The 20943-nt window shown below is 72.2% G+C and carries 25 protein-coding genes; 11 read left to right on the top strand and 14 right to left on the bottom strand.

All coding sequences use genetic code 11. From position 1 onward, the window contains the following. Positions 1 to 207 precede the first annotated feature (207 nt). A complete protein-coding gene (locus Asi02nite_RS09865; protein ID WP_203711931.1) occupies positions 208 to 1131 on the bottom strand; it encodes an FAD-dependent oxidoreductase in 924 nt (307 codons plus the stop codon). 10 nt (positions 1132 to 1141) lie between these two features. Beyond that, positions 1142 to 1870 carry an AMIN-like domain-containing (lipo)protein gene (locus tag Asi02nite_RS09860; protein WP_203711929.1) on the bottom strand — a complete coding sequence of 243 codons (729 nt, stop codon included), beginning with the start codon at positions 1868 to 1870 and terminating at the stop codon, positions 1142 to 1144. A 96-nt stretch (positions 1871 to 1966) separates the two neighbouring features. Here Asi02nite_RS09860 and Asi02nite_RS09855 point away from each other — a divergent pair, with 96 nt between their 5' ends. After that, positions 1967 to 2536 carry a DUF6642 family protein gene (locus tag Asi02nite_RS09855; protein WP_203711927.1) on the top strand — a complete coding sequence of 190 codons (570 nt, stop codon included), beginning with the start codon at positions 1967 to 1969 and terminating at the stop codon, positions 2534 to 2536. Positions 2537 to 2552: 16 nt separating this feature from the next. Then, complete coding sequence (locus tag Asi02nite_RS09850; protein WP_203711925.1) at positions 2553 to 3017, top strand: SRPBCC domain-containing protein; 465 nt, start codon at positions 2553 to 2555, stop codon at positions 3015 to 3017. Between the two features lie 3 nt (positions 3018 to 3020). Here the strand turns inward: Asi02nite_RS09850 and Asi02nite_RS09845 are convergent, their stop codons facing one another. After that, on the bottom strand, positions 3021 to 3296 hold the full coding sequence (locus Asi02nite_RS09845) for a hypothetical protein (RefSeq protein ID WP_203711923.1): 276 nt from the start codon (positions 3294 to 3296) through the stop codon (positions 3021 to 3023). Between the two features lie 148 nt (positions 3297 to 3444). Here Asi02nite_RS09845 and Asi02nite_RS09840 point away from each other — a divergent pair, with 148 nt between their 5' ends. Continuing rightward, complete coding sequence (locus Asi02nite_RS09840; RefSeq protein ID WP_239126603.1) at positions 3445 to 3846, top strand: NUDIX hydrolase; 402 nt, start codon at positions 3445 to 3447, stop codon at positions 3844 to 3846. Here the strand turns inward: Asi02nite_RS09840 and Asi02nite_RS09835 are convergent. Beyond that, a complete protein-coding gene (locus Asi02nite_RS09835) occupies positions 3818 to 4354 on the bottom strand; it encodes a GNAT family N-acetyltransferase (protein WP_203711919.1) in 537 nt (178 codons plus the stop codon). The two genes, Asi02nite_RS09840 and Asi02nite_RS09835, sit on opposite strands and share 29 nt — an antisense overlap. 278 nt (positions 4355 to 4632) lie before the next feature. Here Asi02nite_RS09835 and Asi02nite_RS09830 point away from each other — a divergent pair, with 278 nt between their 5' ends. The 4 genes from Asi02nite_RS09830 to Asi02nite_RS09815 all read left to right on the top strand — a co-directional run bounded on the left by Asi02nite_RS09830 (position 4633) and on the right by Asi02nite_RS09815 (position 6522). Beyond that, entirely contained in the window at positions 4633 to 4899 is a 267-nt protein-coding gene (locus Asi02nite_RS09830) for a hypothetical protein (RefSeq protein ID WP_203711918.1), read from the top strand. Positions 4900 to 4935: 36 nt separating this feature from the next. Further along, positions 4936 to 5361 carry a hypothetical protein gene (locus Asi02nite_RS09825; protein WP_203711917.1) on the top strand — a complete coding sequence of 142 codons (426 nt, stop codon included), beginning with the start codon at positions 4936 to 4938 and terminating at the stop codon, positions 5359 to 5361. A 290-nt stretch (positions 5362 to 5651) separates the two neighbouring features. Then, positions 5652 to 5858 carry a hypothetical protein gene (locus Asi02nite_RS09820; protein ID WP_203711915.1) on the top strand — a complete coding sequence of 69 codons (207 nt, stop codon included), beginning with the start codon at positions 5652 to 5654 and terminating at the stop codon, positions 5856 to 5858. Positions 5859 to 5883: 25 nt separating this feature from the next. Continuing rightward, a complete protein-coding gene (locus Asi02nite_RS09815; protein ID WP_203711914.1) occupies positions 5884 to 6522 on the top strand; it encodes a GNAT family N-acetyltransferase in 639 nt (212 codons plus the stop codon). A 136-nt stretch (positions 6523 to 6658) separates the two neighbouring features. Here the strand turns inward: Asi02nite_RS09815 and Asi02nite_RS09810 are convergent, their stop codons facing one another. Next, a complete protein-coding gene (locus Asi02nite_RS09810; protein ID WP_203711912.1) occupies positions 6659 to 7669 on the bottom strand; it encodes a TerC family protein in 1011 nt (336 codons plus the stop codon). Between the two features lie 25 nt (positions 7670 to 7694). After that, positions 7695 to 8984: a hemolysin family protein gene (locus tag Asi02nite_RS09805; RefSeq protein ID WP_203711911.1), complete on the bottom strand. Its 1290-nt coding sequence runs from the start codon at positions 8982 to 8984 to the stop codon at positions 7695 to 7697. Positions 8985 to 9099: 115 nt separating this feature from the next. Between Asi02nite_RS09805 and Asi02nite_RS09800 the strand changes: the two genes are divergently transcribed. Further along, complete coding sequence (locus Asi02nite_RS09800) at positions 9100 to 9441, top strand: hypothetical protein (protein WP_203711909.1); 342 nt, start codon at positions 9100 to 9102, stop codon at positions 9439 to 9441. A 277-nt stretch (positions 9442 to 9718) separates the two neighbouring features. Here Asi02nite_RS09800 and Asi02nite_RS09795 read toward each other — a convergent pair whose 3' ends face one another. Beyond that, positions 9719 to 10900, bottom strand: a complete 1182-nt coding sequence (locus tag Asi02nite_RS09795; RefSeq protein ID WP_203711908.1) for an MFS transporter — start codon at positions 10898 to 10900, stop codon at positions 9719 to 9721. Between the two features lie 81 nt (positions 10901 to 10981). Here Asi02nite_RS09795 and Asi02nite_RS09790 point away from each other — a divergent pair, with 81 nt between their 5' ends. Further along, the gene (locus tag Asi02nite_RS09790; protein WP_203711906.1) at positions 10982 to 11593 is read left to right on the top strand and encodes a CGNR zinc finger domain-containing protein; all 612 of its coding nucleotides are present in this window, start codon (positions 10982 to 10984) and stop codon (positions 11591 to 11593) included. Between the two features lie 58 nt (positions 11594 to 11651). Here Asi02nite_RS09790 and Asi02nite_RS09785 read toward each other — a convergent pair whose 3' ends face one another. Beyond that, positions 11652 to 12425, bottom strand: coding sequence for an SAM-dependent methyltransferase (locus Asi02nite_RS09785; RefSeq protein ID WP_239126602.1), 774 nt, complete (start codon positions 12423 to 12425; stop codon positions 11652 to 11654). Between the two features lie 88 nt (positions 12426 to 12513). Between Asi02nite_RS09785 and Asi02nite_RS09780 the strand changes: the two genes are divergently transcribed. Next, entirely contained in the window at positions 12514 to 13095 is a 582-nt protein-coding gene (locus tag Asi02nite_RS09780) for a TetR/AcrR family transcriptional regulator (protein WP_203711903.1), read from the top strand. A gap of 20 nt (positions 13096 to 13115) precedes the next feature. Here the strand turns inward: Asi02nite_RS09780 and Asi02nite_RS09775 are convergent, their stop codons facing one another. Beyond that, positions 13116 to 13805, bottom strand: coding sequence for an SDR family oxidoreductase (locus tag Asi02nite_RS09775; RefSeq protein ID WP_203711901.1), 690 nt, complete (start codon positions 13803 to 13805; stop codon positions 13116 to 13118). A gap of 88 nt (positions 13806 to 13893) precedes the next feature. Further along, entirely contained in the window at positions 13894 to 15354 is a 1461-nt protein-coding gene (locus Asi02nite_RS09770) for a S8/S53 family peptidase (RefSeq protein ID WP_203711899.1), read from the bottom strand. Between the two features lie 47 nt (positions 15355 to 15401). On the opposite strand from Asi02nite_RS09770, the gene Asi02nite_RS09765 reads away from it, so the two are divergent. Beyond that, positions 15402 to 17981 carry a CHAT domain-containing protein gene (locus Asi02nite_RS09765; RefSeq protein ID WP_203711897.1) on the top strand — a complete coding sequence of 860 codons (2580 nt, stop codon included), beginning with the start codon at positions 15402 to 15404 and terminating at the stop codon, positions 17979 to 17981. A gap of 20 nt (positions 17982 to 18001) precedes the next feature. On the opposite strand, the gene Asi02nite_RS09760 is transcribed toward Asi02nite_RS09765, so the two are convergent. The 4 genes from Asi02nite_RS09760 to Asi02nite_RS09745 all read right to left on the bottom strand — a co-directional run bounded on the left by Asi02nite_RS09760 (position 18002) and on the right by Asi02nite_RS09745 (position 20917). Continuing rightward, entirely contained in the window at positions 18002 to 18475 is a 474-nt protein-coding gene (locus Asi02nite_RS09760; protein ID WP_203711895.1) for a hypothetical protein, read from the bottom strand. Further along, positions 18472 to 19080 (bottom strand): RNA polymerase sigma factor, encoded by a 609-nt coding sequence (locus tag Asi02nite_RS09755; protein ID WP_203711893.1) that lies wholly within the window; start codon positions 19078 to 19080, stop codon positions 18472 to 18474. Before Asi02nite_RS09755 ends, Asi02nite_RS09760 begins: the two co-directional genes overlap by 4 nt. A 147-nt stretch (positions 19081 to 19227) precedes the next feature. Then, positions 19228 to 19629 carry a hypothetical protein gene (locus tag Asi02nite_RS09750; RefSeq protein ID WP_203711891.1) on the bottom strand — a complete coding sequence of 134 codons (402 nt, stop codon included), beginning with the start codon at positions 19627 to 19629 and terminating at the stop codon, positions 19228 to 19230. A 91-nt stretch (positions 19630 to 19720) separates the two neighbouring features. Then, positions 19721 to 20917, bottom strand: coding sequence for an NAD(P)/FAD-dependent oxidoreductase (locus Asi02nite_RS09745; RefSeq protein WP_239126601.1), 1197 nt, complete (start codon positions 20915 to 20917; stop codon positions 19721 to 19723). Between the last annotated feature and the right edge of the window lie 26 nt (positions 20918 to 20943).

Below are 20943 nucleotides of genomic sequence, written 5' to 3'. Positions count from 1 at the left end.
CAGCCGGAGACGTCGACCACGGGGACGCCGGCGCGCCCGCCTCGAGGTGCTGACCGCGGCGATCGTGCGTAGCCAGGCCCAGGGTCTGGTCTCGAGGTCGGGGTCGGAGCGAGGCGTGGACCTGGGGCCGCGCCGGGCGCGGCCGGATACAGGTGGCGTATCCGGTCGTGACCGGCGTGGTTCCAGGCGGCGTCCGCCGCGGCCCGGTCATCCACTTCGAGACAGACCCTGGCCCTCGACGAACCGGGCCACCTCCTCGGCCGTGCCCCAGCAGAGGGTCATTCCCGCGCCGCTGTGGCCGTAGGCGTGGATGATCCGGCCTTCCCGTTCCACCCGTGGGCCGCCGTGGCGGGCCGGGCGGAGGCCGACCAGGTGTTTCTCCACCCGGGCGCCGGCCAGGCGGGGCTCCACCTCTGTCGTGCGCTCGATGATCGCCCGGGCCGTTTCCGGGCGGATCGTGAGGTCCGGGTCGCCGACCTCGAAGGTGCCGCCGAGGACCACGTCGCGGCTGCGGGGGTGGATGTAGACCGGGCCCAGCGGGTGGTGCTCGTCGCGGATCGACGTGGTCAGGCCCGGGTTGGCTACGACGACGGCCTGGCCTCGGATCGGGTAGAGACGCTGGTCGCCGGTCAGGCGGGCCGCGCCGAGGCCCGTCGCGTTGACGACCAGGGCGGCCCCGTCGAGGTCGTCGAAGCGGGCGACCCGACGGCGGTCGAGCGTGCCGCCGCCGGCCTCGAAGCGGGCCCGCAGGTGGGCGAGGTACGGCACCATCTCGACGGCCGGGGCGGTGAAGTGCCACTCGCCCGGGTGGGCCGCGAAGTCCGGGACCGCGGCCGCCCACCAGGGTGTGTCCTCGTCGTGGCGGATTTTCATCCTGGTCGGCCGCATCGTGACGCCCGGTGTCCGGTCAATGGTCTGACCTTTGAAGATTTCGAAGGTACGGGTGCCCCAGGCGAGGACCCGGGGGTCGGCGTCGATTCTGGTCGGGTACCAGACCGCTGCCGCGACGGCCGAGACCGTGTCGGCGGGGTCGTCGGCCGTCACGATCGTGACCTCGGCGCCTCGGACCTGCAGTTCGAGGGCAGAGGTCAGACCGATGATCCCGGCACCGAGCACGATGACGTCCGCCATCCCGCCATGATTACGCGCGGCGGACGTCGACGGCGACGACATACGTGCCGTCGGCGCGGACCAGCTCACCGACGCGGATCGGGATCGCCTGGTCGCTGTTCGGCTTCGCCTGGATGCCGAGGCCGTAGGTGACCTGGCCTTCGAAGTCCCCGGCGAACCCGTACCCCTTCAGCGTCGGGAAGCCCAGGCTCGTACCCGGGCGTTCGGTCTGCCCGCCCTTCCCGTCGTGCGCCTGCGCGTCGGTGAAGGTGATCCGCAGGACGCTGTTGCCGGGCAGGGGCACCGGGTCGCCGCTGCCGTCCTTGGTGAGGTCGCGCTGGTAGGCGATCTCGTAGGTCGGCCAGGCGCTGTCGAACGCGAAGGTGATCCGGGTGTACGCCGGGTCGGCGGCGGGGTGGTCGCCGACCTGGACGCGGACGAGGTACGGCAGGGCCGGGGCGGGCGGCTCGCGGAGCTCGACGTGGTGCCTGATCTTGGCCGGGTTCGACGGGACGGCCCAGCCGTAGGTCACGCGGTAGGGGCCGGCCGGGGTCTGGGCGGGTGGCTTCGGCTTGGGCTCCGTCGGTGGCGCGGTGGTCGGCTCGGCCGGATCCGGCATATCGGATACGTCGGATGTGCTCGGCGTGGCGGTGGCCGGCGCGCCGCCGGTGGCGGCGCGTTCGCACCCACCGGCGCCGAGCACGGCGAGGAGGGCCAGCAGCGGGACGTACGAACGCTTCATGTGGGTCTGACGCGCCACCCGCCGATCCGGTTTACCTGCCGGCCACCCGGCTGATCCCCGTACCCCCGTGTTTCTGAATATGTTTCCCCCTGTCACGGGGAGGGGGCGGCGCGGATGAACGGGATCTTCTGCGTCGAGGGTCAGTGGCACAAGAACCTGACCGACCGCAGCTCGGTGCTGCCGATGCTCGACCTGCTCAACCGGCTCGGGCACTGCTCGTTCATCCACAAGGACGTCGCCACGCCCGAGGAGCTGCACTATTTCCTGACGCGGTGGACGGAGCACCGTTACGCGTCGTACCGGGTCGGCTACTTCGCGATGCACGGTGAGGCCAAGCATCTGTACGTCGCCGACCGCAAGCCTGTCAGCCTCGACGAGATCGCCAGCACGCTGGAGGGCCGCTGCGAGGGCAAGCGGCTGTATTTCGCGAGCTGCTCGGTGCTGCGCGCCCCGGACGCCGTGCTCGAGGACTTCCTGCACGCGACGGGTGCGGCGATCGTCTGCGGCTACACGCGCCAGGTCGACTGGGTCGAGTCGGCGGCGCTGGAGCTGGCGCTGCTGCGCTACCTGACCAACGGCGAGCGCATCGACGCGGCGGAACGGGCGATGCGCTCGCGGCGTTGGGCGTCGCTGGCAGACCATCTGGGCTTCCGCATCATGTACGCGAACGGCCGCTCGGCGTAATTTACCGTGTAGGGCTATGTCGTCGTCCACGCGCGTCCTGCAGCACGTCAAGGCACCGCCGGCCGCGGTATACCGCGCCCTGCTCGACCCGGCGGCGATCGCCCGCTGGCGTTTTCCCGCCGGAATGACGCCGGAGGTCCATACCTTTTCCGCGGTCGAGGGTGGCGCGTTCCGGGTGTCGCTGACCTATGCGGACCCGACGCAGGTGGGAAAGTCGTCGACGCACACCGACACGTACCACGGGCATTTCGCCCGCCTGCTCCCCGACGAGCAGGTGGTCGAGGTGATCGAGTTCGAGACGACGGCGCCGGAGATGCGCGGCACGATGACGATGACGACGACCCTGACGGCGGTATCGGGCGGCACCGACGTGCTGGTGGTGCACGAGGGCCTGCCCGCCGGCGTGTCGGCGGCGGACAACGAGACCGGCACACGGATGGCGCTGGCCAACCTGGCGCGTCTGGTCGAGGCGGAGCGGTGAGGGTCAGTCCGGGCAGATCACGACGATGCCGTCCGCCGCGACCGGAAGCTCGTCGAGCACGCGGCCGGTCGCGGGATCGATCACGACGGCGCGCTCGATGTGCTCACCGCCGTGGATCACGGTGCAGGTGGTCCGGGGTGTTGTCGTCGCGGCGGGCTCGCCCGCCAACAGGCTGAGCCCGCCGAGGATGGCGAGGGCCGCGCCGGCTCGCGTCGAGTGGGCCGGTCTCCGCCGCCCGCCGGTTCCGGGTGCCGGGCGGTCAAGATCGATCAACGCCATCCGCCCACTGTAGGTGGTGCTTTCTTCTCACCCGGCCGCCATTGCCCGGTGGTGATCAGCCGGGTCGATCGCGTGGAAACCGCCCTGGGTGCCGTAGCCCACCACATTCGGGTGGGGCTCTCGTTCGATGTGGTCTGGGATGGAACCAATGCGGGTCTCGGTCAAGGGCGTAATCCGCTCGGCGGCGGGTTTTCTGTTGCTCCGCAACGACCGCGCGGAGTGGGAACTGCCGGGAGGCCGCCCCGAGCCGGGCGAGACGCTGCCGGTCGCGCTGGCCCGGGAGGTCGAGGAGGAGACGGGCCTGCGCGTAACGGTCGGTCGGCACGTCGACAGGTGGGATTACCACATCGCCGGACGCATCGTCACGATCGAGACCTTCGTCTGTCACGCCGTAGCCGCGCCGGTTCGGCTCAGCGCCGAACACCTTGCCGTGGGATTCGTCGCCCTCGACGAGCTGGGCGACCTGCCCCTTCCGTCGGGTTACGTCACCAGCATCCGCCGCGCCGTCGCCGCAGGGCTGGTCAGCGGGCCTGCCAGCCCGACCGAGTGATCGCGTGGACGGCGACGGGTTGGTCGTAGTCCGGAACAACGGTGTGGCTTTCGAACGCGAGGCCGAGCTTGGCCATGACCCGGGCCGAGCGGGTGTTGTCGACGTGCCGGATGCTGATCACGCGATCGAGGGCACAGTCGTCGAACGCGAACTGGAGGGAGGCCGCCGCGGCCTCGGTGGCGTACCCGCGTCCCCACGCTTCGCGCGCCAGTCGCCAGCCGATCTCGACCGCCGGCATCACCTCGGGCAGGAATTCGGGAACGGCAAGACCGGCCCAGCCAACGAACGCGCCGGTCTCACGCACGTCGACGGCGAACAGTCCGAAGCCGCGCTCGTCCCATCCGCGGATCATCGCGCGTAGATCCTGGCTCGTGCGCTGCCGGTCACGCACGGAGCCGTCGAGGATGTACCGCATCACCTCCGGATCGGCGTTGATGGCCGCGAGCGCGTCCAGATCCGCGTCACGCCAACCGCGCAGTGTCAGCCGCTCTGTCTCAATGGTGATCACCGGCCCAGTCTCGACGCCCGGTCAACGAATATTCGCGCGTACGACACCCGGATCACGTCCTCCGCCGTGCTGGCCGACGGCCGCCGCGCTGGAGCGAGAAACCCGCCGGGTCGCATCGACGCCGCGACCCCGACGACGACGAGGCTCTTGATCATGGCACTCTGTTCAGGGGCATTGACTGGCATCCATGGTCCGAACCGTCGCCGGTGCCGCAGAAGGAGTTCGCACAACTCTTCACAACCCCGAACACGCGCCGTGAAACGTCTACAGTCGTCGGCATGCTTGCTGAAGGTTGGTACCGCGACCCCTTCGAAGCCCACGAAGATCGATGGTTCTCGGCGGGCAGGCCGACCGCGCTGGTACGCGACGCCGGTGTCGACTCCACCGACCCCCCACCGGCGCCCGAGTGGTCGGGGCCGCTGGACGACGTGGCGGCCCCCGAACCCGGCAACGCCAACGACCTCAAACGCGCGGACCAGCCCACCGCCGCCCGCGGCACCCCCGGCCTTGACGGCTCGGGAGCCATGGGCGTCGGCTTCGGCTGAGGTTTTCGCGCCGCCGCGGAAGGAGGCAACGAGACCATGCGCAATTACCGGTTCAAACGTCAGACCAATAAGGTCGGCACCTTCGCCGGCGTCACCGCCGAGACCCTCCGGTCAGAAGACCCACCGGCCGACCTCGAGCCGATCAGCGACCGCGTATGGCTGGACGCGTCCCGCGTCGTGGACGGATTCCGGGGCACGCCGCTGACGGTCAGCGAGGAGGAGACCGACTGGCTACGTGTCGGACTCCGCCGCGTCGCGGACGACATCGAACGCGCCACATCCGGCGGCCACGTCGTCGTCGCCGTCCGCGCACTGGAGATCGTGGAAGTTGACTACATCCCGGCGGCCCTGGCCCCGGCCATCGCGGGATGGGCCGCGGAAGAGTTCGGGTTCCCGCTCCTCCGCGCGGACATCACACACAATGGTCAGACCAATCAACACGTCGTGACGTGGACAGATTGACCAGTCCTCGTCAGGCAACCGTTCAGGATGGACCGCGCGGCGCGCCTGAACCATTCGCGCGCCGCTCGCGACCGCGCAAGCCCCAGACCTTCGACACGGCCGTCCTCAGGCGGTCAACGCCGCCGGTAAGTTCGTCGACATCCTCAAGGGCCCGACCGGGACCCGGCACCCGGCACCCTCCGCCCGGTACCTAGCACCGCCACCCACCCGGCACCCGCCACCCGGCACCCGGCACCCGGCACCCGGCACCCGGCACCCGGCACCCGGCACCCGGCACCCGGCACCCGGCCATGTTGCGCTACCTCGACAACGCGGCCACGAGCGCGGTGCCGGTCGAGCCCGACGGCTGGGAGCGGCCCGCCTCGCCGACGTCGCTGCTCACCGCCCACCTCGACGCCCGCGGCAAGCTGGGCGGCGCTGTGCGCCCCCTCCGGCGCCGGCACAGTGGCAACGCGGCGTCAGCTCCCGGACCGGCGGACTATTCGGCGGCGCGATAACCGTCGTGGGCGATACGGTGCGCCGATGCCGTCCGCTTACCCGCCGCTGAACCTCCTCGTCCGCACGCCCAGGCTCACCCTCGCCGGCGCGACCGACGAGCTTCTCGAGCGGCTCGTGCCCGTCGTTCGGGCCGGCGTCGTCACCGACGGCGAGCCCCTGCCGTTCGACGACCCGATGTCGCTCTACGAGGACAGCCCGACTCGTGAATGGCGCTGGATGCGGGCCATCTGGGCCGGCCGGGCGCGGGTCGAGCCCGACCGCTGGCGGCTCTACTTCGTCGTGTGCCACGACGGTGAGCCCGTCGGCATGCAGGATCTGGTCGGCGTCGATTTCGCCGCACTCGGCACCGTCACCTCGTTCTCCTGGCTGGCTCCCGCCGCGCGCGGCCGCGGGCTGGGCAAGGAGGCCCGCGCGGCGATCCTGCATCTCGCCTTCGACGGGCTGAAGGCGCGCGAGGCCGGCAGCGACGCGTTCGTCGACAACCACGCGTCGAACCGGGTGTCGGAGGCGCTCGGCTATACCCGCAACGGCACCGACTGGGCCACCCGCCGCGGCGAGCCCACCGAACTCCTGCGCTGGCGCCTCACCCGCGCCGACTGGACCCGGCGCACCGACATCGCGCTCTCCGGCGTCGAGGAGTGCCTCCCCGTCCTCGGCCTCTAGGTGGCGGCCGGCAAATCAGCCTGCGCTGGCACCTCACCCGCGGCCTGGCGGCGCCCCGAAAACACCTACACACCGGTATGCGGGCCACGACACCTGGACTCCGTCTCGCCTCGCACTGAACCAACCGGATCAGGACCTAGTCCTCCCGCGGTGGCTGATCCTGTTGCGGGCGGTGGCCCCGTACCGAACCCGCATGCGCCTTCATGTCGGGGTTGCGCCGCACCGCGACCAAACTCGCCACCGTCGTGACCGTGAGGACCGCCGCGATGACGATCAGGGAGAGGTTGGTCGAGATCTCCCACACGCCGTCGGACACGTCCTCGTGTGCCCAGTGCAGCACCAGTTTCACGCCGATGAACGCGAGGATGATCGCGAGCCCCGTGGACAAGTAGACGAGCCGGTCCAGCAGGCCCGCCACCAGGAAGAACAACGCGCGCAGACCGAGCAGGGCGAAGGCGTTGGCGGTGAAGACGATGTACGTCTCCTGGGTCACGCCGAATACCGCCGGGATCGAGTCCAATGCGAAGAGCAGGTCGGTGCTGCCGATCGCGATCAGCACGACGAACAGCGGCGTGACCACGCGCTTGCCGTTTTCCCTGGTCAGCAGCTTGCCGTCGCGGTAGTCGTCGGTCACGGGGAGCACGCGTCGGGTCGCCCGTACCAGTGCGTTGTCGGCGTCCGGGTCTTCGTCCCTGTGCCGGTAGAGCTGGACCGCCGTGTAGATGAGCAAAAGGCCGAACACCAGAAACATGAACGTGAAAAGGTTCAGCAGCGCGGCGCCGAGCACGATGAACACGACGCGGAAGGCCAACGCCAGCAGGATGCCGAAGGTGAGTGCACGCTGCTGGTGCGCCGGCGGCACCGCGAACGTGGTCATGATGATCACGAAGACGAAAAGGTTGTCGACCGAGAGGCTTTTCTCGACGAGATAGCCGGCGAAATACTGCGTGCCGAACTCCCACCCCGAGATCGTCGCGAAAATGACGCCGAACGCGACCGCGACGCCGATGTAGAAGATCGACCACGCCGTCGCCTCCTTGAAGTGGACGGCGTGGGGCTTGAGCGTGCCGATGATGAGGTCGAGCGCCAGCAGCCCGAGGATGACCAGGATCGTGAGCGTCCACCCTAGGGCGCTGACATGCAGCATGAACCGACCCTTCCGTCCGTCGACGTCAGGGTTGAGAATGCCCTAATACGTCCGCTCTTGCCCGGAGGCGGACCCGAGTGATGGCGCGTCCTGTCACCTCGACGACCTCGGCGGTGTGCGCCGGCAGCTCGACGATCTCCCCCGGCGCGGTCGGAATGTGCCCGAGGCGGGCCAGCAGCAGACCGGCGATCGTCGTGTAGTCCCGCGGCTCGTCGTCGCCCAGGTCCACCCCGATGTCCGGCAGGTCGTGGATCGGGTACGTGCCGACCAGGAACAGATCCCCGTCGGGCGTACGGATGACGTCCTGCACGTCCCGGTCGGTCTCGTCGTAGATCTCGCCGACGATCTCCTCGACCAGGTCCTCCATGGTGACGATCCCGTCGACCGCCCCGCGCTCGTCGACGACCACCGCGAACTGCTGCCGCTGCTGCCGGAGCTGGCGGATCGCGTCGGTGACCTTGAGCGTCTCGGGCAGGAACACGGCCGGGTGGGCGCTCTCGGCGACGGAGCCCTCGCTGTCGACCAGATCACGGATGTGTACGACACCCAGCACGTCGTCGAGCCCCGTCGGCCCGACGACCGGCGCGCGCGACTGGCCGGCCTTGACGATGTCGCGCAGCGCCTCGCTCGCGGGGGTGCCGGCCGCCAGGGTGTAGACCTGCCCGCGCGGCGTGAGGACTTCGCGCAACACCCGGTCGGCCACCTCGAAGGCGCCGCTGATGATCATCCGCTGGTCGTCCGGAATGGTCTGCTGCGCGGCGACCATGTCGCGCAGCTCCTCGGTGCTGACCTCCTCGCGGGCCGCCTCCGGGTCGCCGCCGGCCAGCCGGACCACGAGGTCACTGGTCTTGCCGAGCAGCCACACCAGCGGGCGCGAGACGGTGGAGAGCACGTCGAGCGGGCGCGCGACCGCCAGCGCCCAGCCCTCGGCGCGCTGCATGGCGATCCGCTTCGGTGCGAGCTCGCCGAAGACCAGCGTGAAGAACGTCAGCACGATGGTGACGCAGACGATCGCCACCGGCTCGGCCGCGCCGCCGAAGAAGCCCAGCGGCTCGATGAGTGGCTGAGCCAGGGAGACCGCCGCGGCGGCGGAGGCGAGGAAGCCGGCGAGCGTGATCCCGATCTGGATGGTGGCCAGGAACCGGTTCGGGTCGCCGGCGAGCCGGGCCAGCACCTGCCCGCCGCGCGACGCCCGTTCGAGGCGACGGATCTGGCTCTCCCGGAGCGACACGAGCGCCATCTCGCTGCCGGCGAAGACCGCGTTCAACAGCACCAGCACGAGTACGAGCGCGATCTGCGCCCCATAGCCCCCCACAAGCGTCCCCTTCGAAGATCGGCGTCGAGAGGTAGATTGCCATGCCCACCTGGGAGGGTGACTAACCCGACGCGCTCGACGGGCGACCCGGCCGACCCGTTGCTACGGTGACGACATGTCCCGCGAGGCGTGGGTCGTCGTGATCGGTGCCGCGGCCGTCGTGCTGATCGGCGCCCTGGTCGGCGCGATCGTGCTCGCGGTGAAGGTGGTCCGGGTCCGCAACCAGCTCGGCGAGCTCGGGTTCGGCGGGAAATTCGCTTTTTACGGGGCGCTGATTTTCACGATTTTCCCGGTGGACCTGCTGCCGGACCCGATCTACCTCGATGACATGGGCGTGTTGGGCCTGGCGCTGCTCTATCTCAATGGTCTGCTGCGGCGCCGCCAGGAACGCCTGTCGCCCGGATTGCCGCCACCGCGCCGCGCGCCGGCACCACCGCCCAGGAGCCGGCGTCCATAGTCGATCGGCGGGCTTTCGAGACGACGTACGCCGGTCGCCCTTCGCTCGGTTTCACCGGGCCGAACGGGCCGGCGCGGGCGGGTGCCGCCGGACGGACGCCACGACAGCACCGACCGTCTGAAGGTCGACACGACGATCGTCTTCCGGTCCGCGTGACGGCCACCCGTCGACAAGGGGGCGTCGTGGCGGCGCGAGCGGTTCGCCCTGTCGGGCGTCGACGCACGCGTCGTGGCGGCGCGAGCGGTTCGCCCTGGCGTCGCCGCGATGAGCGTGACGACTACGGCTCGACCGTTACCTTTCGGTCGGCGTGACCCGGCGCCGGCAGGAGCCGTTCGCCGAGAGCCAGCGCCAGCGCGGCCAGGCCGACCAGCGCGCCGAGCAGCACGGTGCTCTGGACGCCGTAAGTCGGTAGGGCCAGGCCGCCGGTGAAGGCGCCGGCGGTGATGCCGACGTTGACCGCGGCGGAGAGCGTCGCGGCGGCCAGGTCGGAGCGGCCCGGGGCCACGCGCAGCACGAGGCCGCCGAGGGCCGCGGTGAAGGCGGCGAATGCCGCGCCGGTCGTCGCCAGCAGCGCGACGGCCGCTGTCGGTCGGTGGCCGAACGCGTACAGCCCGAGCAGTGCGACCGCCTGCACCGCGACCGTGCCGACGAGGGCCCGCCACGGGTCGCGGTCGACCAGCGCCGCGACCGCGAGGATGCCGACGACGCTCGCGATGCCGCGGCCGAGCAGGATCGCCGGGACCGACTCCGCCGCGAAGCCGCTGATCTCGGTGACGAACAGGGCCACATAGGTGTACGCCGCGATGGCGCCGGCCGTCGTCGTGACCGCGACCGCCACCAGCAGCCAGAAGCGGCGTGTGTCGGGTGTCGCGCCGCGGGCCGCGTGGCCCTGTTCAGGTGGTGTCGACGGCAGCAGCGTGGCCACGACGGCCAGCACAGCGGCGCCGAGCACCGCGACGGCCAAGAACGACGCCCGCCAGCCCGCCCGGTCGCCGAGCCAGGCGCCGGCCGGCACGCCCAGGACGAGCGCGACGTTGCCTCCCGCGAACACGACCGCGACCACCCGCCCACGTAGCTCCGGGCGGAACAGCTCCGCCGCCGCCGGCACCACCACGGCCCAGAACAGCGCGTGCGTGGCCGCCGTCATCAGGCGGGCCGCCATGACCACCGCGTACGAGCCGGCGAAGGCCGTGACCACCGTGCTCGCGACGAAGCCCGCCAGCAGCGCCGACAGCAGGAGCCGGCGCGGGACCCGCCGGACCAGCGCGGTCAGCGGGACCGAGGCGACCATCACCACCGCGCCGTAGGCGGTGACCAGCGTGCCCACCTGCGACGGTGTGACCGCCAGGTCGGCGGACATCGGCAGGAGCAGCCCGACGGGCAGGCCCTCGACCGCGGTGTAGAGGAACGTCCCACCGGCCAACCCGACCAGCGCTGCGACCGCCCGCTTGTGCCCCATGCGGTGTTACCCCCTAAAGCTGTTATGAAGGTAACGCTAGTGACGCACGTGATGGGGAGTCAACTGGTAAAGTGACTTTTGATGGAAACAGTCGGCGACGTGACCCGCATGCGCCTGGTGGGCGGCGACCTGGCCCTGGACTTCGTCAACACCCGCAGCGGTCCGCCAACGGGTCCACCCGACGACGACCTGCTGGCGGGTTATCCGGAGCTGGTCGCCTGGAGTGTCTACGCGGGCGCACTCACGGATGCGGAAGCGGCCCACATGCGACGCCGATCGCCCGCCGACCCGAAGACGGCGGTAGCCCTGGCACGCCGCATCCGCGACGACCTCGACGAGGTGTTCCGGGCTTTGGCGACGGACAGGACGCCGCCGACGCCGGCCCTCGACCGCCTACGCGACGACGAGGCCGAAGCCCTCGGCCACGCACGACTCGAGCCCGGCAGCCCGTTCCGCTGGACCTGGCGCGAAGACGACACTCTCGCCCGCCCGGTGCGCCCGATCGTCCACGCGGCCGTCGACCTGCTCACCACAGGCGCGCTCAACCGCATCAAGGCCTGCGGCGGCTGCCGCTTCCTCTTCTACGACGAGAGCAAGAACCGCAGCCGCCGCTGGTGCAGCATGGAGGACTGCGGCACGGACGAGAAGATACGCCGCTACGTCGCGACCCGGCGGGCTCGCACAACGCACTGACCGCGCGCCGACCGCCACGCCCGCGACGGGCACGCCGAGCACCCCGGCCTGCTGAGGGTCAATGTTTGCGGGCCACCACGCCGAACTCGTCGACCTCCGGGGGCGTCTCCCCGGTTGGGCGCCAGCGGGAGACCGAGACCACCCCCGGCGGGAGGATGTCCAAGCCCGTGCAGAAAGCCTCTATCTCCCCCGGTGAGCGGAGCACGAGAGGCTCGCCGCCCACCTCGTTCCACTGTCGGACCACCTCGTCCGAGGCCGCCCCGTGGATCACGTTGGTCGCGTGGGAGAGCGCCAGGTAACTGCCCGGCGGCACCGCCGCCAGCAGGGTCGCCAGGATCGAATGAGCCTCCGACGTGTCGGTGACGTGGTGCAGGATGCCCATCAACGTGACCGCCACCGGCTGCGAGAAGTCCAGCGTGTGCGTCGCCTCCGTCAGGATGCGGGCCGGGTCGCGCAGATCGGCCTCCACGTATGCCGTCGCGCCCTCGACAGTGCCGGTCAGGAGCGTGCGGGCGTGCACCAGCACGAGCGGGTCGTTGTCGACGTAGACCACCCGTGACGACGGGGCCACCGCCTGCGCCACCTGGTGGGTGTTGTTAGCCGTCGGCAGGCCCGTGCCGATGTCGAGGAACTGCCGCACCCCCGCCGACGCCAGGAACGTGACCGCGCGTTCCAGGAATCCCCGCGACGCCCGGGCCAGGGTCGCGACGTCCGGCAGCAACTCCAGGATCTCGTCGCCGACCGCGCGGTCGACCGGGAAGTTGTCGGTGCCGCCCAACCAGTAGTTCCAGATCCGCGCCGAATGCGGCGAGTCGAAGTCGACACCCGTCATGCCGCGAGCATCGGGCACCGGCGAGACCGCCGTCAATGCCCCGTCAGCAGGTAAACACATCTGTTTCCCGCGAGCTAAACTGGGCGGCATGGCAGATCGCGACGAGGTGCGCGAGCGCGTGCTGGCGAGCGCGCGCCGGCTCTTCTACGGCAACGGCATCAACGTGACCGGCGTCGACCGGCTCTCGGAGGACGCCGGGGTCTCGAAGCGCACCCTTTACCAGCGCTTCCGCACCAAGGACGAGTTGATCACGGCGTACCTGCGGCAGCAGACCGAATCTCTCGACGCCGACCTGATGCCCGCCGCGGACAGCCCCGAACCGCCCGTCGCGCGCATCCGGGCGGTTTTCACCAACGTCCGCAAGCTCTCGCACTCCGACGAGTTCCAGGGCTGCCCCGTGCTCAACACGACCGCCGAGATCCACGACCCGGCGCACTCGGCGCGGGCGGTCGCGCTGACCTACAAGCAGTCCGTGCAGGACTACTTCGCCGCGCAGGCGCGGCTGGCCGGTGCCACCGACCCCGACCTGCTCGCGGTCCAGTTGACGATGCTTCTCGACGGCGCCATGTCGTACGCCGCGGTCCGTGGCGGGCCCATCCCGGAGAGCGTCGAGGCCACCGTGGGCACGCTGCTCGACGCCCAGCTACCCGCGCCGGACCAGGCATCCTGATCCGGCGCGGACAACGGGGATCAGCCGTAGAGCACGCTCGGGTCGACGGCCAGCGCGGTCTTGATCTGGCGGGCCGCGTCGCCGACGAGCACCTCGAGCGCGCCGTGCTCGATGCCCGCGAACGCCTCGCGCGCCACCTGCGCCGGGGGGACCTTCTCCTCGGTGCGGCGGGCCGCCATCTCGGTGTCGACCCAGCCCACGTGGAGGCTGGTGACCCCCACGCCGTGCGCCGACAGCTCCATCCGCAGGGCGTTCGTCAGCATCCAGGACGCCGCCTTGGTCGAGGCGTACGACGAGTGGTCCGGCACCACGAGCCACGACAACCCGGAGTTGATGTTGAGCAGGTGGCCCTTGTTGGCGACCAGCGTCGGCGCGAAGGCCCGGGTCACCTGCAGCGGCCCGAAGTAGTTGATCTCCATCTCGAGGCGGATCTTGTCGAGCTCGTCGAGCAGGATCTCGCCGCCGAGGTGCACGCCGGCGTTGTTGACCAGGATGTCGACGTCCTGGTGGAGCGCGGCCGCGGCGGTGATCGAGGCCGGGTCGGTGAGGTCGAGCGCCACCGGCACGGCGTTCGGGTTGGTGACGGTCTCCGGGTTGCGCGCGGCCGCGTACACCTTGCGCGCACCGCGCGCCAGCGCCTCCTCGACCAGCGCCTTGCCGATGCCACGGTTGCCGCCGGTGACCAGCACCGTCGCGCCTTCGATCTTCATGGGGTACGCCTTCCGTAAGGTAAACAGATCTGTTTTCAGTGAACGGTAAACCGGTCTGTTTACCATCGGCAACGCGGGGTGACCACGGTCACGGCAGCAGGACGGCACCCACCCCGGCGACCGCGTCCCGGCGTCCCTGCGCGATCAGGGCCGCCGCGGCGTCGGGGCCGTTCTCGCCGGTGCGGGACATCCGCGCCGCGATCAGCCCCGCCATCACGGGGGTCGAGAACGAGGTGCCGCTCCAGACCGCCATGCCCTCGAACACCTGCGTCCCGCCGATGTGGGGCGGCTGGAAGTAGGTGTAGGTCCCCCGCGGGAACGCGTTGGTCAGGTGCTCGCCCGGCGCGTAGACGTCGACCCAGGCACCGAAGTTGCTGAACTGCGCGCGGTGCCGCCAGTTCGCCGACAGCGCGCCGACGCCGACCGTCCACGGGCTCGCCGCGGGCCAGAACGGCGCACGCCCGCCGTCGTTGCCGGCGGCCGCCACGACCACGACGCCCTTGTGGCGGCGCAGCACGTCGCGATGGAACGACTCGAGCAGCATCAGCCCCTCCGGGCTCTCCCCCAAGGTGCCGGCCGACAGGCTGATGATGTCGGGAGCGTCCAGGAGGAGGTAGCGCTCGAGCGCGTGCGCGAGGTCGCCCTCGAACACCGAGCCGAGCGGCGTCTGCGCGGCCGCACCGTAGATCGCCGCCGGCAGGCCGGCCCGCACGACCACCTCCGCCGCGGGCGCCACGGTGCGGACGACGCCCGCGATGAACGTGCCGTGCCCGGCGTACCGCTCGATCACCTTGCCCTTGACCCCGGGGTCGGGGTCGTAGACAACGTCCTTCAGCCAGGGAAGCTTCTCGGCGCGCGGATCGAAACCCGTGTCGACCACGAGCACCCGGATCCCCCGGCCGGCGTGGGGGTCCGCGGCGACCGGCGGGTCCGGCGGCGTGCCCTTGGCGACGAACCGCGGCTCCTCGGCCGGGCAGGGCTTGGTGTGGTCGGCGAGGTGCAGCAGGTGCTCCGCGCCGGCGCGCCCGATCCCCTCGTCCGGACTGCCGCCCACGTCGTCGATCGCGTACGGCTCCCGCTGTGCCCATCGGCCGTCGCGCAGCACCCGCAGCGCGTCGAAGACGCTCACGAGCGGGTTGAGACGCAGCCAACGGACGCCGTACGCGGTGTCCCCGTCGAGTCGCGGGCCGCCCAGCGGCCGCGGCGGTGGCCTGTCCCACCGACCCGGCGCGTGTCCGGGAGACGGATCCGCGACCGTCCGGCTCTCGACGTCCGGGGGTGCGCTCGGCGGCGGACGCATCCCGGCCCGGACCAGCAGCCGTCGCGCGCGCTCGGCGTGCTCGTCCGGGACCAGCACGAAGCCCCTCCGGACGAAGTACCTGATGCCGTCGCGCTCCCAGCCGGGCGGCCCGGGCTCGAGGTACCTGCCGCATTCCCGCAGTATCCGGCCGACCTGCGCGTCGGCCACCGTCGTGGCGGTCTCGGGTACGGGCCAGTGCGCCCGCTCCTCCCGGGTCGACCATTCGTCGTCGGGGTTCCGTTTCGGCATCGCTGAATCTCCTTGGCGTAGGGAAGCCGATTTCGCACACTGACCTGGTGGCCGATGGCGACGAGCTGCTGAGCCTGGCGTTCTCCCGCCCGGTCGACGCTCTCGCGGAGGTGAACCGCCTGATCGCCGACGACGTCGACGACCGGTTGGCCTCGTACGCCCATCACGCCCGGGCATTGGTCGTCCGCGAGGAGGGCCGGTTCACCGAGGCCATCGCGGACCTGCGCACCGCGCTGCGGCTGGCCCGCGCCTCGGGCGACCCGGACCGCGTGGTCGACGTGCAGGCGACGCTCGGACTGACGCTCGCCCGCGGCGGCCGGGCGGCGGCCGGCCTCGCCACGCTCGACGCCGCGGTGAAAGCCAGCTCCGGGCGGCTCGCCGGGCGCGTGCTGATGCGCCGCGCCCACCACCTGGCGACGATGGGTCGCCGCAGCGAGGCCCTGGCCGACCTCAACCGCGCGATCCCGTTGCTGCACCGGGCGGGCGACCGCGTCTGGGAGGCCCGGGCGCGGAGCTGCCGCTTCGGGGTGCACGTCACGTTCGGCCGGGCGCGCCTGGCCGAACGCGACCTCGCCGTCGCCGAGCGACTGTTCATACAGGAGGGTCAGGAGCTCGAGGTCGCGACGACCATCCACAACAGAGCCGAGCTCGCCGTGCTCGCCGGTGACCTGCCGGCCGCGCTGGCCTGCCTCGACGAGGCGGAGAGCCGCTACACGAGCCTGGGCACGTTCATCCCCGACCTGGTCTTCGACCGCTGCAAGGTGCTGCTCGCGGCGGGGCTGGCCGCCGAGGCGCTGGCGGTCGCCGACGCCGGCATCGCCCGGGTGGAGGGCGACACGTCCGAACGGGCCGAGCTGCTCTTCGCCGCCGCGCGGGCGGCGCAGGCCGCGGGCCGTCCGGCGGACGCGGCCGTCCGGGCCGGCGCCGCGCGGGACCTGTTCCGCGCCCAGCGGCGTCCATGGTGGAGTGCGCGGGCCGCGTTCGTGCTCGTGCAGTCGCGGTACGACGCCGGCCAGCGCGACAACCGCACGGAGACCATGGCGGCCCGCATCGCGGACCGCCTCGACGAGCTGCACGCCGAGGAGGCGGGCGCCGCGCACCTGCTGGCCGGGCGCCTCGCCGCGGCGCACGGCCGCCTCGCCCGGGCCGACAGGCATCTCGCCCGCGCCGCGGCCCTGCGCCGCCGGGGTCCGGCGTTCGGCCATGCGGCCGGCTGGCTCGCCCAGGCCCTGCGGGCCGACACCCGGCACGCGACCGCGGCGGCGCTGGCCGCGTGCCGGCGGGGCCTGGCGGCCGCCGCCGGCCACCAGCAGCGCCTCGGCGCCGTCGAGCTGCGCATCCACGCGGCCGCGTACGGCACCGAGCTGGCGGCCATCGGCCAGCGCCACGCCGTGCGCCGCGACGACGCCCGCATGCTGCTGCGCTGGAGCGAGCGCTGGCGGGCCGGGGCGCTCGCACCGGCCCCGATGCGCGGCCCCGACGATCCCGAGCTGGCCGGCGACCTGGCCGCGCTGCGCGAGGTGATGCGGCAGATCGACGCGGCCCGGGCGGCCGGGTCCGGCACCGCCGACCTCGAGCACGACCGGCGCCGGCTGGAGTCGGCGATCCGGGCCCGGACGCGCCGGGTCGCCCCCGGCGGCGCGCGCGCTGCCCGGGTCGCACCCGACGACGTGCTCGGGCGGCTCGACGACCACCTGCTGATCGAGCTGGTGGCGCTCGACGGCGTGCTGCACGCGGTCACCGCGCGGAAGGGCCGCGTCCGGCTGCACGTCGTCGGTCCGGTGGCGGCCGCGGTGCGCGAGGTCGAGCTGGCCCGGTTCATGCTGCGCCGGCTCGCCCGCGGCGACGCGCCGCCCGGCGCGCTGGAACGCCTCGGGCAGGCGGGGCGCCTGCTGGAACAGGCGCTGCTCGGCCCGGCGGTGTCCGATCTGGACGGTCGACCCGTGGTGATCGCCCCGCCGGGCTCGCTGCACGCCGTGCCGTGGGCCATGCTGCCCGCGCTGCGGCAGCTCGCCTGGTGTGTCACCCCGTCGGCCGCGGTCTGGTTGCGGGCGCGACAGCCGCCCGCCACCGCCGACCGCCGGGTCGTGATCGTCGTGGGGCCCGGATTGAAGGGCACGGTGGCCGAGGCCGCGGAGATCGCGCGGGGGTACGGCCGGCCCACGGTCCTCGCCGCCGGCCAGGCGACCGCGGCCCGGGTCCTGGCGGCCCTGGACGGAGCCCGCACCGCGCACATCGCGGCGCACGGCCTGTTCCGCGCCGACAACCCGCTGTTCTCCTCGTTGCGCCTGGCCGACGGCCCGCTCACCGTCTACGACCTCGGCCGGCTCCGGCGCGCGCCGCGCAGCCTGATCCTGTCGAGCTGCGAGTCCGGCATGGCCGCGCCCGTGGCCGGCGACGAGCTGCTCGGCATGATCAGCGTGCTCGTGCCGCTCGGCACCACGAGCCTGCTGGCCAGCGTCGTGCCGGTGAACGACGAGGTCACCGCCCCGCTGATGGTCGACGTGCACGCCGGCCTGCGACGCGGCGCGCCCTTCGGCGCGGCCCTGGCCGCCGCGCGGAGCCGCACGGGCGCCGACCCGGTCGCGGTCGCCACGGCGTCGGCCTTCATCGCCCTCGGACACTGAGCTCAGCCCCGGCGCCGCGGTCATATCGTCACCCAGGCCGTGGTCACCCGGGTACCGTCGGCGGCCCGGCAGCGCAGCCGGATCGGGCCGTGGGACACCCCCGCGACCACGAACCGGCCGAGCGCGTCCACCTCGACCGGGCGCCGCACGCCCGCCTGCTCCAGCTCGCAGTCGCCCTCCGCCGTGCCGGAGAGCAGGCCCAGCAGCCGCAACCCCGCCGCGTCCTCCCCCACCTCGAGGTCGGCCCGGATGCCGCCGCCCTCGAACGTGAGCAGCCAGTGCCCCTGGGCCTGGTCGGGCTCCGCGCGGACCGGCTGGTAGCCGACGGAGGCGCGGGAGTCCGCGACGAGGACGGCGATCGCGCCGTCGAGGTCGCGGGTGAGGAACGCGGCGCGCGCGGCCGCCAGCACGTCCGCGGGCGGGGGGTCCACGATCGCGGCGATCCGCCGGTACGCGCCCAGGAGATCGCTCTCAGGGTGGTCGTCGCGGTTCATCGTCCCCTCGCTCCCTGTCCACTGTGCTTGGCGTTCGGTGGCGGCTCGAAGAGGTTCTCGTCGAGCAGGCCGCGCAGGCAGGCGAGACACCGCTGCCGGGTCGGGCCGATGCTGCCGATCGCCATGTCGAGCGCGGCCGAGACCTCGGCGTAGCTCGGCTGCGGGTCGGCCATCAGCACGCGCAGCAGCCGCTGGCAGTCGGGCCGCAGCCCGGCGAACGCCCGCCACAGCGCCGCGTCGCGCTCGTCGCGCAGCAGCCGGTCGTCCAACGGGTCGGTGACCGCGCCGATGCTCTCCCACCCGTCGGGCCCGTCCGGTTCGCCGGGCTCGACGCGGGCGGCCCGGCGGCGGATGTTGTGGCACTCCCGGCGCACCACCGTCGCGAGCCAGCTGCCCAACCGGTCCGGGTCCCGGATGTCGTCGATCTTCTCCACCAGCCGGAGCCACGCCGTCTGCACGGCGTCGGCCGCGTCGGCGTCGCCCATCCCCAGGCCGCGGGCGACCGACCAGAGGAGGTTCGTGTACCGCGCGGTGAGCGCGGCCCATGCGACCGCGTCACCCGCACGGATCCGGCGTACCAGTCCTGCGAGATCCAACTCTTCCATCGGCTGCTCCTGACGCCTGCCTGGAATCGTGGCGCACCACTCCGCTCACATCTGTCGGCTAGACGGCGGAAGGCGGGCGCCTGATACACGGCGCGCAGGATCAGTCGATCGGTGCGGGCGGCCCGCGGCCGCCCGCACCGTGCTTCGTCACGCGACGACGGTGAAGAGCTGGCTCGTGGCGGACGAGTAGTCGGTGTGGACACCCGCCACGGTCTTGTAGGTGGCGACGGCCTCGAGCACGTCGCCCTCGCCGGCCTTCGCGTCCCAGCCGCCGTTGATGTCGACCCGCAGGTCCTCGGCCAGCGCGGCGCTGGCCGGCGCGAGCGTCCGGGGCGCGGTCACCTGGGCGACGACCGTCATCCTGGTGCGGTTGGTCACCGTGACCGTCAGCAGGTCGCTGGTGACGAACTCGCGCAGGTTGCGCCCGATCTCGATGGCCGCGACGACGTCGAACGGCTTGCCTCGGGCGACGGTCTCGGCGAAGTCCTTGGTGCCGTTGTCGGCGGGGTAGAGCTGCTTGATCGCTGCGTCCCAGCTGTTGTTGGCCATGACTACCTTCCACGTGCTCGAATGCCTGGCTGACAGGCGGCCGCCCGTCCCGAAAGCGAGACGGCCGCCGGCCCGGGCCTGATACACGTGGTCAGCCGAGCAGCTTCCCGACATGCTCGGGCGCGAAGAACTCGGCCGGTGAGGTGACGCCGGAGTTGAGCCGGGCGAAGGCGTCCATCGCGTCCTGCCGGCCGGCGATCGCGGAGACGAGCTGGACCATCTGCGCGTCCGGCGGCTGCAGCGCGGCGATCCCGAGGGTCATCTGGTAGACCGACATCGCCCGGGCGTCGCGCGCGGTGTGGTAGCCAGCCATGGCCTCGTCCCAGGGTGCCGCCCCGCCCAGCGCCGCACCGATCGCGGTCGCGCAGCCCTCGGCGTCGAGGAACGCGTCCGTGATGCCCTGGGCCGTGATGAAGTCCCGGTTGTAGCCGGCGTCACCGACCAGGGCCCACCCGTCGCCGTACGGGATCCGGAAGTAGTTCGGCACCGAGGCGCCGACGATCCGCTCCTCCCGCCTGGCCCGGCGGATCCGCTCCTCGAACGCGGGCGAGAGCGCGAACGTCCGCATCAGCTCGCCCTCGACGTCGTCGCGGTGCGCGGCGAGCTGCGCGTGCGGCCAGCCGCCGATCACCAGGGTCAGGCCGTCGTTGGTGGGGCAGACCGCCCAGCCCCGTCCCGGCCGGCTGTAGGCCTCGAAGGTGTCGGTCGGCAGGTCGCTCCAGTAGGAGTAGTAGCCGACGGTCAGCGGCGCCCGGTCCTCGTACAGGTCGGCGTCGACGGCCTTGGCCACCACCGAGTTGCGCCCGTCGGCGCCGACGACCACCCGGGCCCGCTCGACCACGGACGCACCGCCCGCGCCGCGGCCCCGGACACCGGTCACCCGACCGTCCTCGACCAGGACCTCGTCGACGGTGAACCCTTCGCGCACCTCGACGCCGGCCGCCGCCGCGGCGTTGACCAGGATCGCGTCGAGCAGGACGCGCCGCGGCGCGTACGCGTAGGGGTGCTCGGCCGTGCCCGGCGCGCCGGCCACCGCCAGCGGCCCGAAGTCGAACGAGTAGCGGCCGACCGGCGGGCAGCCGGTCGCCACGACCTCGTCGAGCAGGCCCCACCGGCTCAACGCGGCCACGCCCGGCGGGTGCACGACGTGGGTGGACACGGTGTCGCTGGGAAAGGTCGCCCGGTCGACCAGCAGGACCCGGTGCCCCTGGCGGGCGAGCAGCAGCGCCAGCGGCGACCCCGCACACCGCGCGCCCACCACGATCACGTCGTACGCCTGATCCGTCATCCCGCCATGATGGACGGATCATGGGC

Origin of the sequence: Asanoa siamensis (genome assembly GCF_016862555.1) — a bacterium.
Classification (GTDB): domain Bacteria; phylum Actinomycetota; class Actinomycetes; order Mycobacteriales; family Micromonosporaceae; genus Asanoa; species Asanoa siamensis.
This window is presented reverse-complemented; position numbering and strand designations above follow the sequence as displayed.

What these genes read in the sequence shown, in the direction of transcription:
- Asi02nite_RS09800 (WP_203711909.1), top strand. Translation starts at nt 9,100, where the DNA reads ATGTCCCGCGAGGCGTGGGTCGTCGTGATCGGTGCCGCGGCCGTCGTG.
- Asi02nite_RS09785 (WP_239126602.1), bottom strand. Translation starts at nt 12,425, where the DNA reads ATGACGGGTGTCGACTTCGACTCGCCGCATTCGGCGCGGATCTGGAAC.
- Asi02nite_RS09770 (WP_203711899.1), bottom strand. Translation starts at nt 15,354, where the DNA reads ATGCCGAAACGGAACCCCGACGACGAATGGTCGACCCGGGAGGAGCGG.
- Asi02nite_RS09775 (WP_203711901.1), bottom strand. Translation starts at nt 13,805, where the DNA reads ATGAAGATCGAAGGCGCGACGGTGCTGGTCACCGGCGGCAACCGTGGC.
- Asi02nite_RS09795 (WP_203711908.1), bottom strand. Translation starts at nt 10,900, where the DNA reads ATGGGGCACAAGCGGGCGGTCGCAGCGCTGGTCGGGTTGGCCGGTGGG.
- Asi02nite_RS09820 (WP_203711915.1), top strand. Translation starts at nt 5,652, where the DNA reads ATGTTGCGCTACCTCGACAACGCGGCCACGAGCGCGGTGCCGGTCGAG.
- Asi02nite_RS09810 (WP_203711912.1), bottom strand. Translation starts at nt 7,669, where the DNA reads ATGCTGCATGTCAGCGCCCTAGGGTGGACGCTCACGATCCTGGTCATC.
- Asi02nite_RS09760 (WP_203711895.1), bottom strand. Translation starts at nt 18,475, where the DNA reads ATGAACCGCGACGACCACCCTGAGAGCGATCTCCTGGGCGCGTACCGG.
- Asi02nite_RS09790 (WP_203711906.1), top strand. Translation starts at nt 10,982, where the DNA reads ATGGAAACAGTCGGCGACGTGACCCGCATGCGCCTGGTGGGCGGCGAC.
- Asi02nite_RS09750 (WP_203711891.1), bottom strand. Translation starts at nt 19,629, where the DNA reads ATGGCCAACAACAGCTGGGACGCAGCGATCAAGCAGCTCTACCCCGCC.
- Asi02nite_RS09825 (WP_203711917.1), top strand. Translation starts at nt 4,936, where the DNA reads ATGCGCAATTACCGGTTCAAACGTCAGACCAATAAGGTCGGCACCTTC.
- Asi02nite_RS09830 (WP_203711918.1), top strand. Translation starts at nt 4,633, where the DNA reads ATGCTTGCTGAAGGTTGGTACCGCGACCCCTTCGAAGCCCACGAAGAT.
- Asi02nite_RS09815 (WP_203711914.1), top strand. Translation starts at nt 5,884, where the DNA reads ATGCCGTCCGCTTACCCGCCGCTGAACCTCCTCGTCCGCACGCCCAGG.
- Asi02nite_RS09780 (WP_203711903.1), top strand. Translation starts at nt 12,514, where the DNA reads ATGGCAGATCGCGACGAGGTGCGCGAGCGCGTGCTGGCGAGCGCGCGC.
- Asi02nite_RS09755 (WP_203711893.1), bottom strand. Translation starts at nt 19,080, where the DNA reads ATGGAAGAGTTGGATCTCGCAGGACTGGTACGCCGGATCCGTGCGGGT.
- Asi02nite_RS09745 (WP_239126601.1), bottom strand. Translation starts at nt 20,917, where the DNA reads ATGACGGATCAGGCGTACGACGTGATCGTGGTGGGCGCGCGGTGTGCG.
- Asi02nite_RS09850 (WP_203711925.1), top strand. Translation starts at nt 2,553, where the DNA reads ATGTCGTCGTCCACGCGCGTCCTGCAGCACGTCAAGGCACCGCCGGCC.
- Asi02nite_RS09845 (WP_203711923.1), bottom strand. Translation starts at nt 3,296, where the DNA reads ATGGCGTTGATCGATCTTGACCGCCCGGCACCCGGAACCGGCGGGCGG.
- Asi02nite_RS09865 (WP_203711931.1), bottom strand. Translation starts at nt 1,131, where the DNA reads ATGGCGGACGTCATCGTGCTCGGTGCCGGGATCATCGGTCTGACCTCT.
- Asi02nite_RS09855 (WP_203711927.1), top strand. Translation starts at nt 1,967, where the DNA reads ATGAACGGGATCTTCTGCGTCGAGGGTCAGTGGCACAAGAACCTGACC.
- Asi02nite_RS09840 (WP_239126603.1), top strand. Translation starts at nt 3,445, where the DNA reads ATGCGGGTCTCGGTCAAGGGCGTAATCCGCTCGGCGGCGGGTTTTCTG.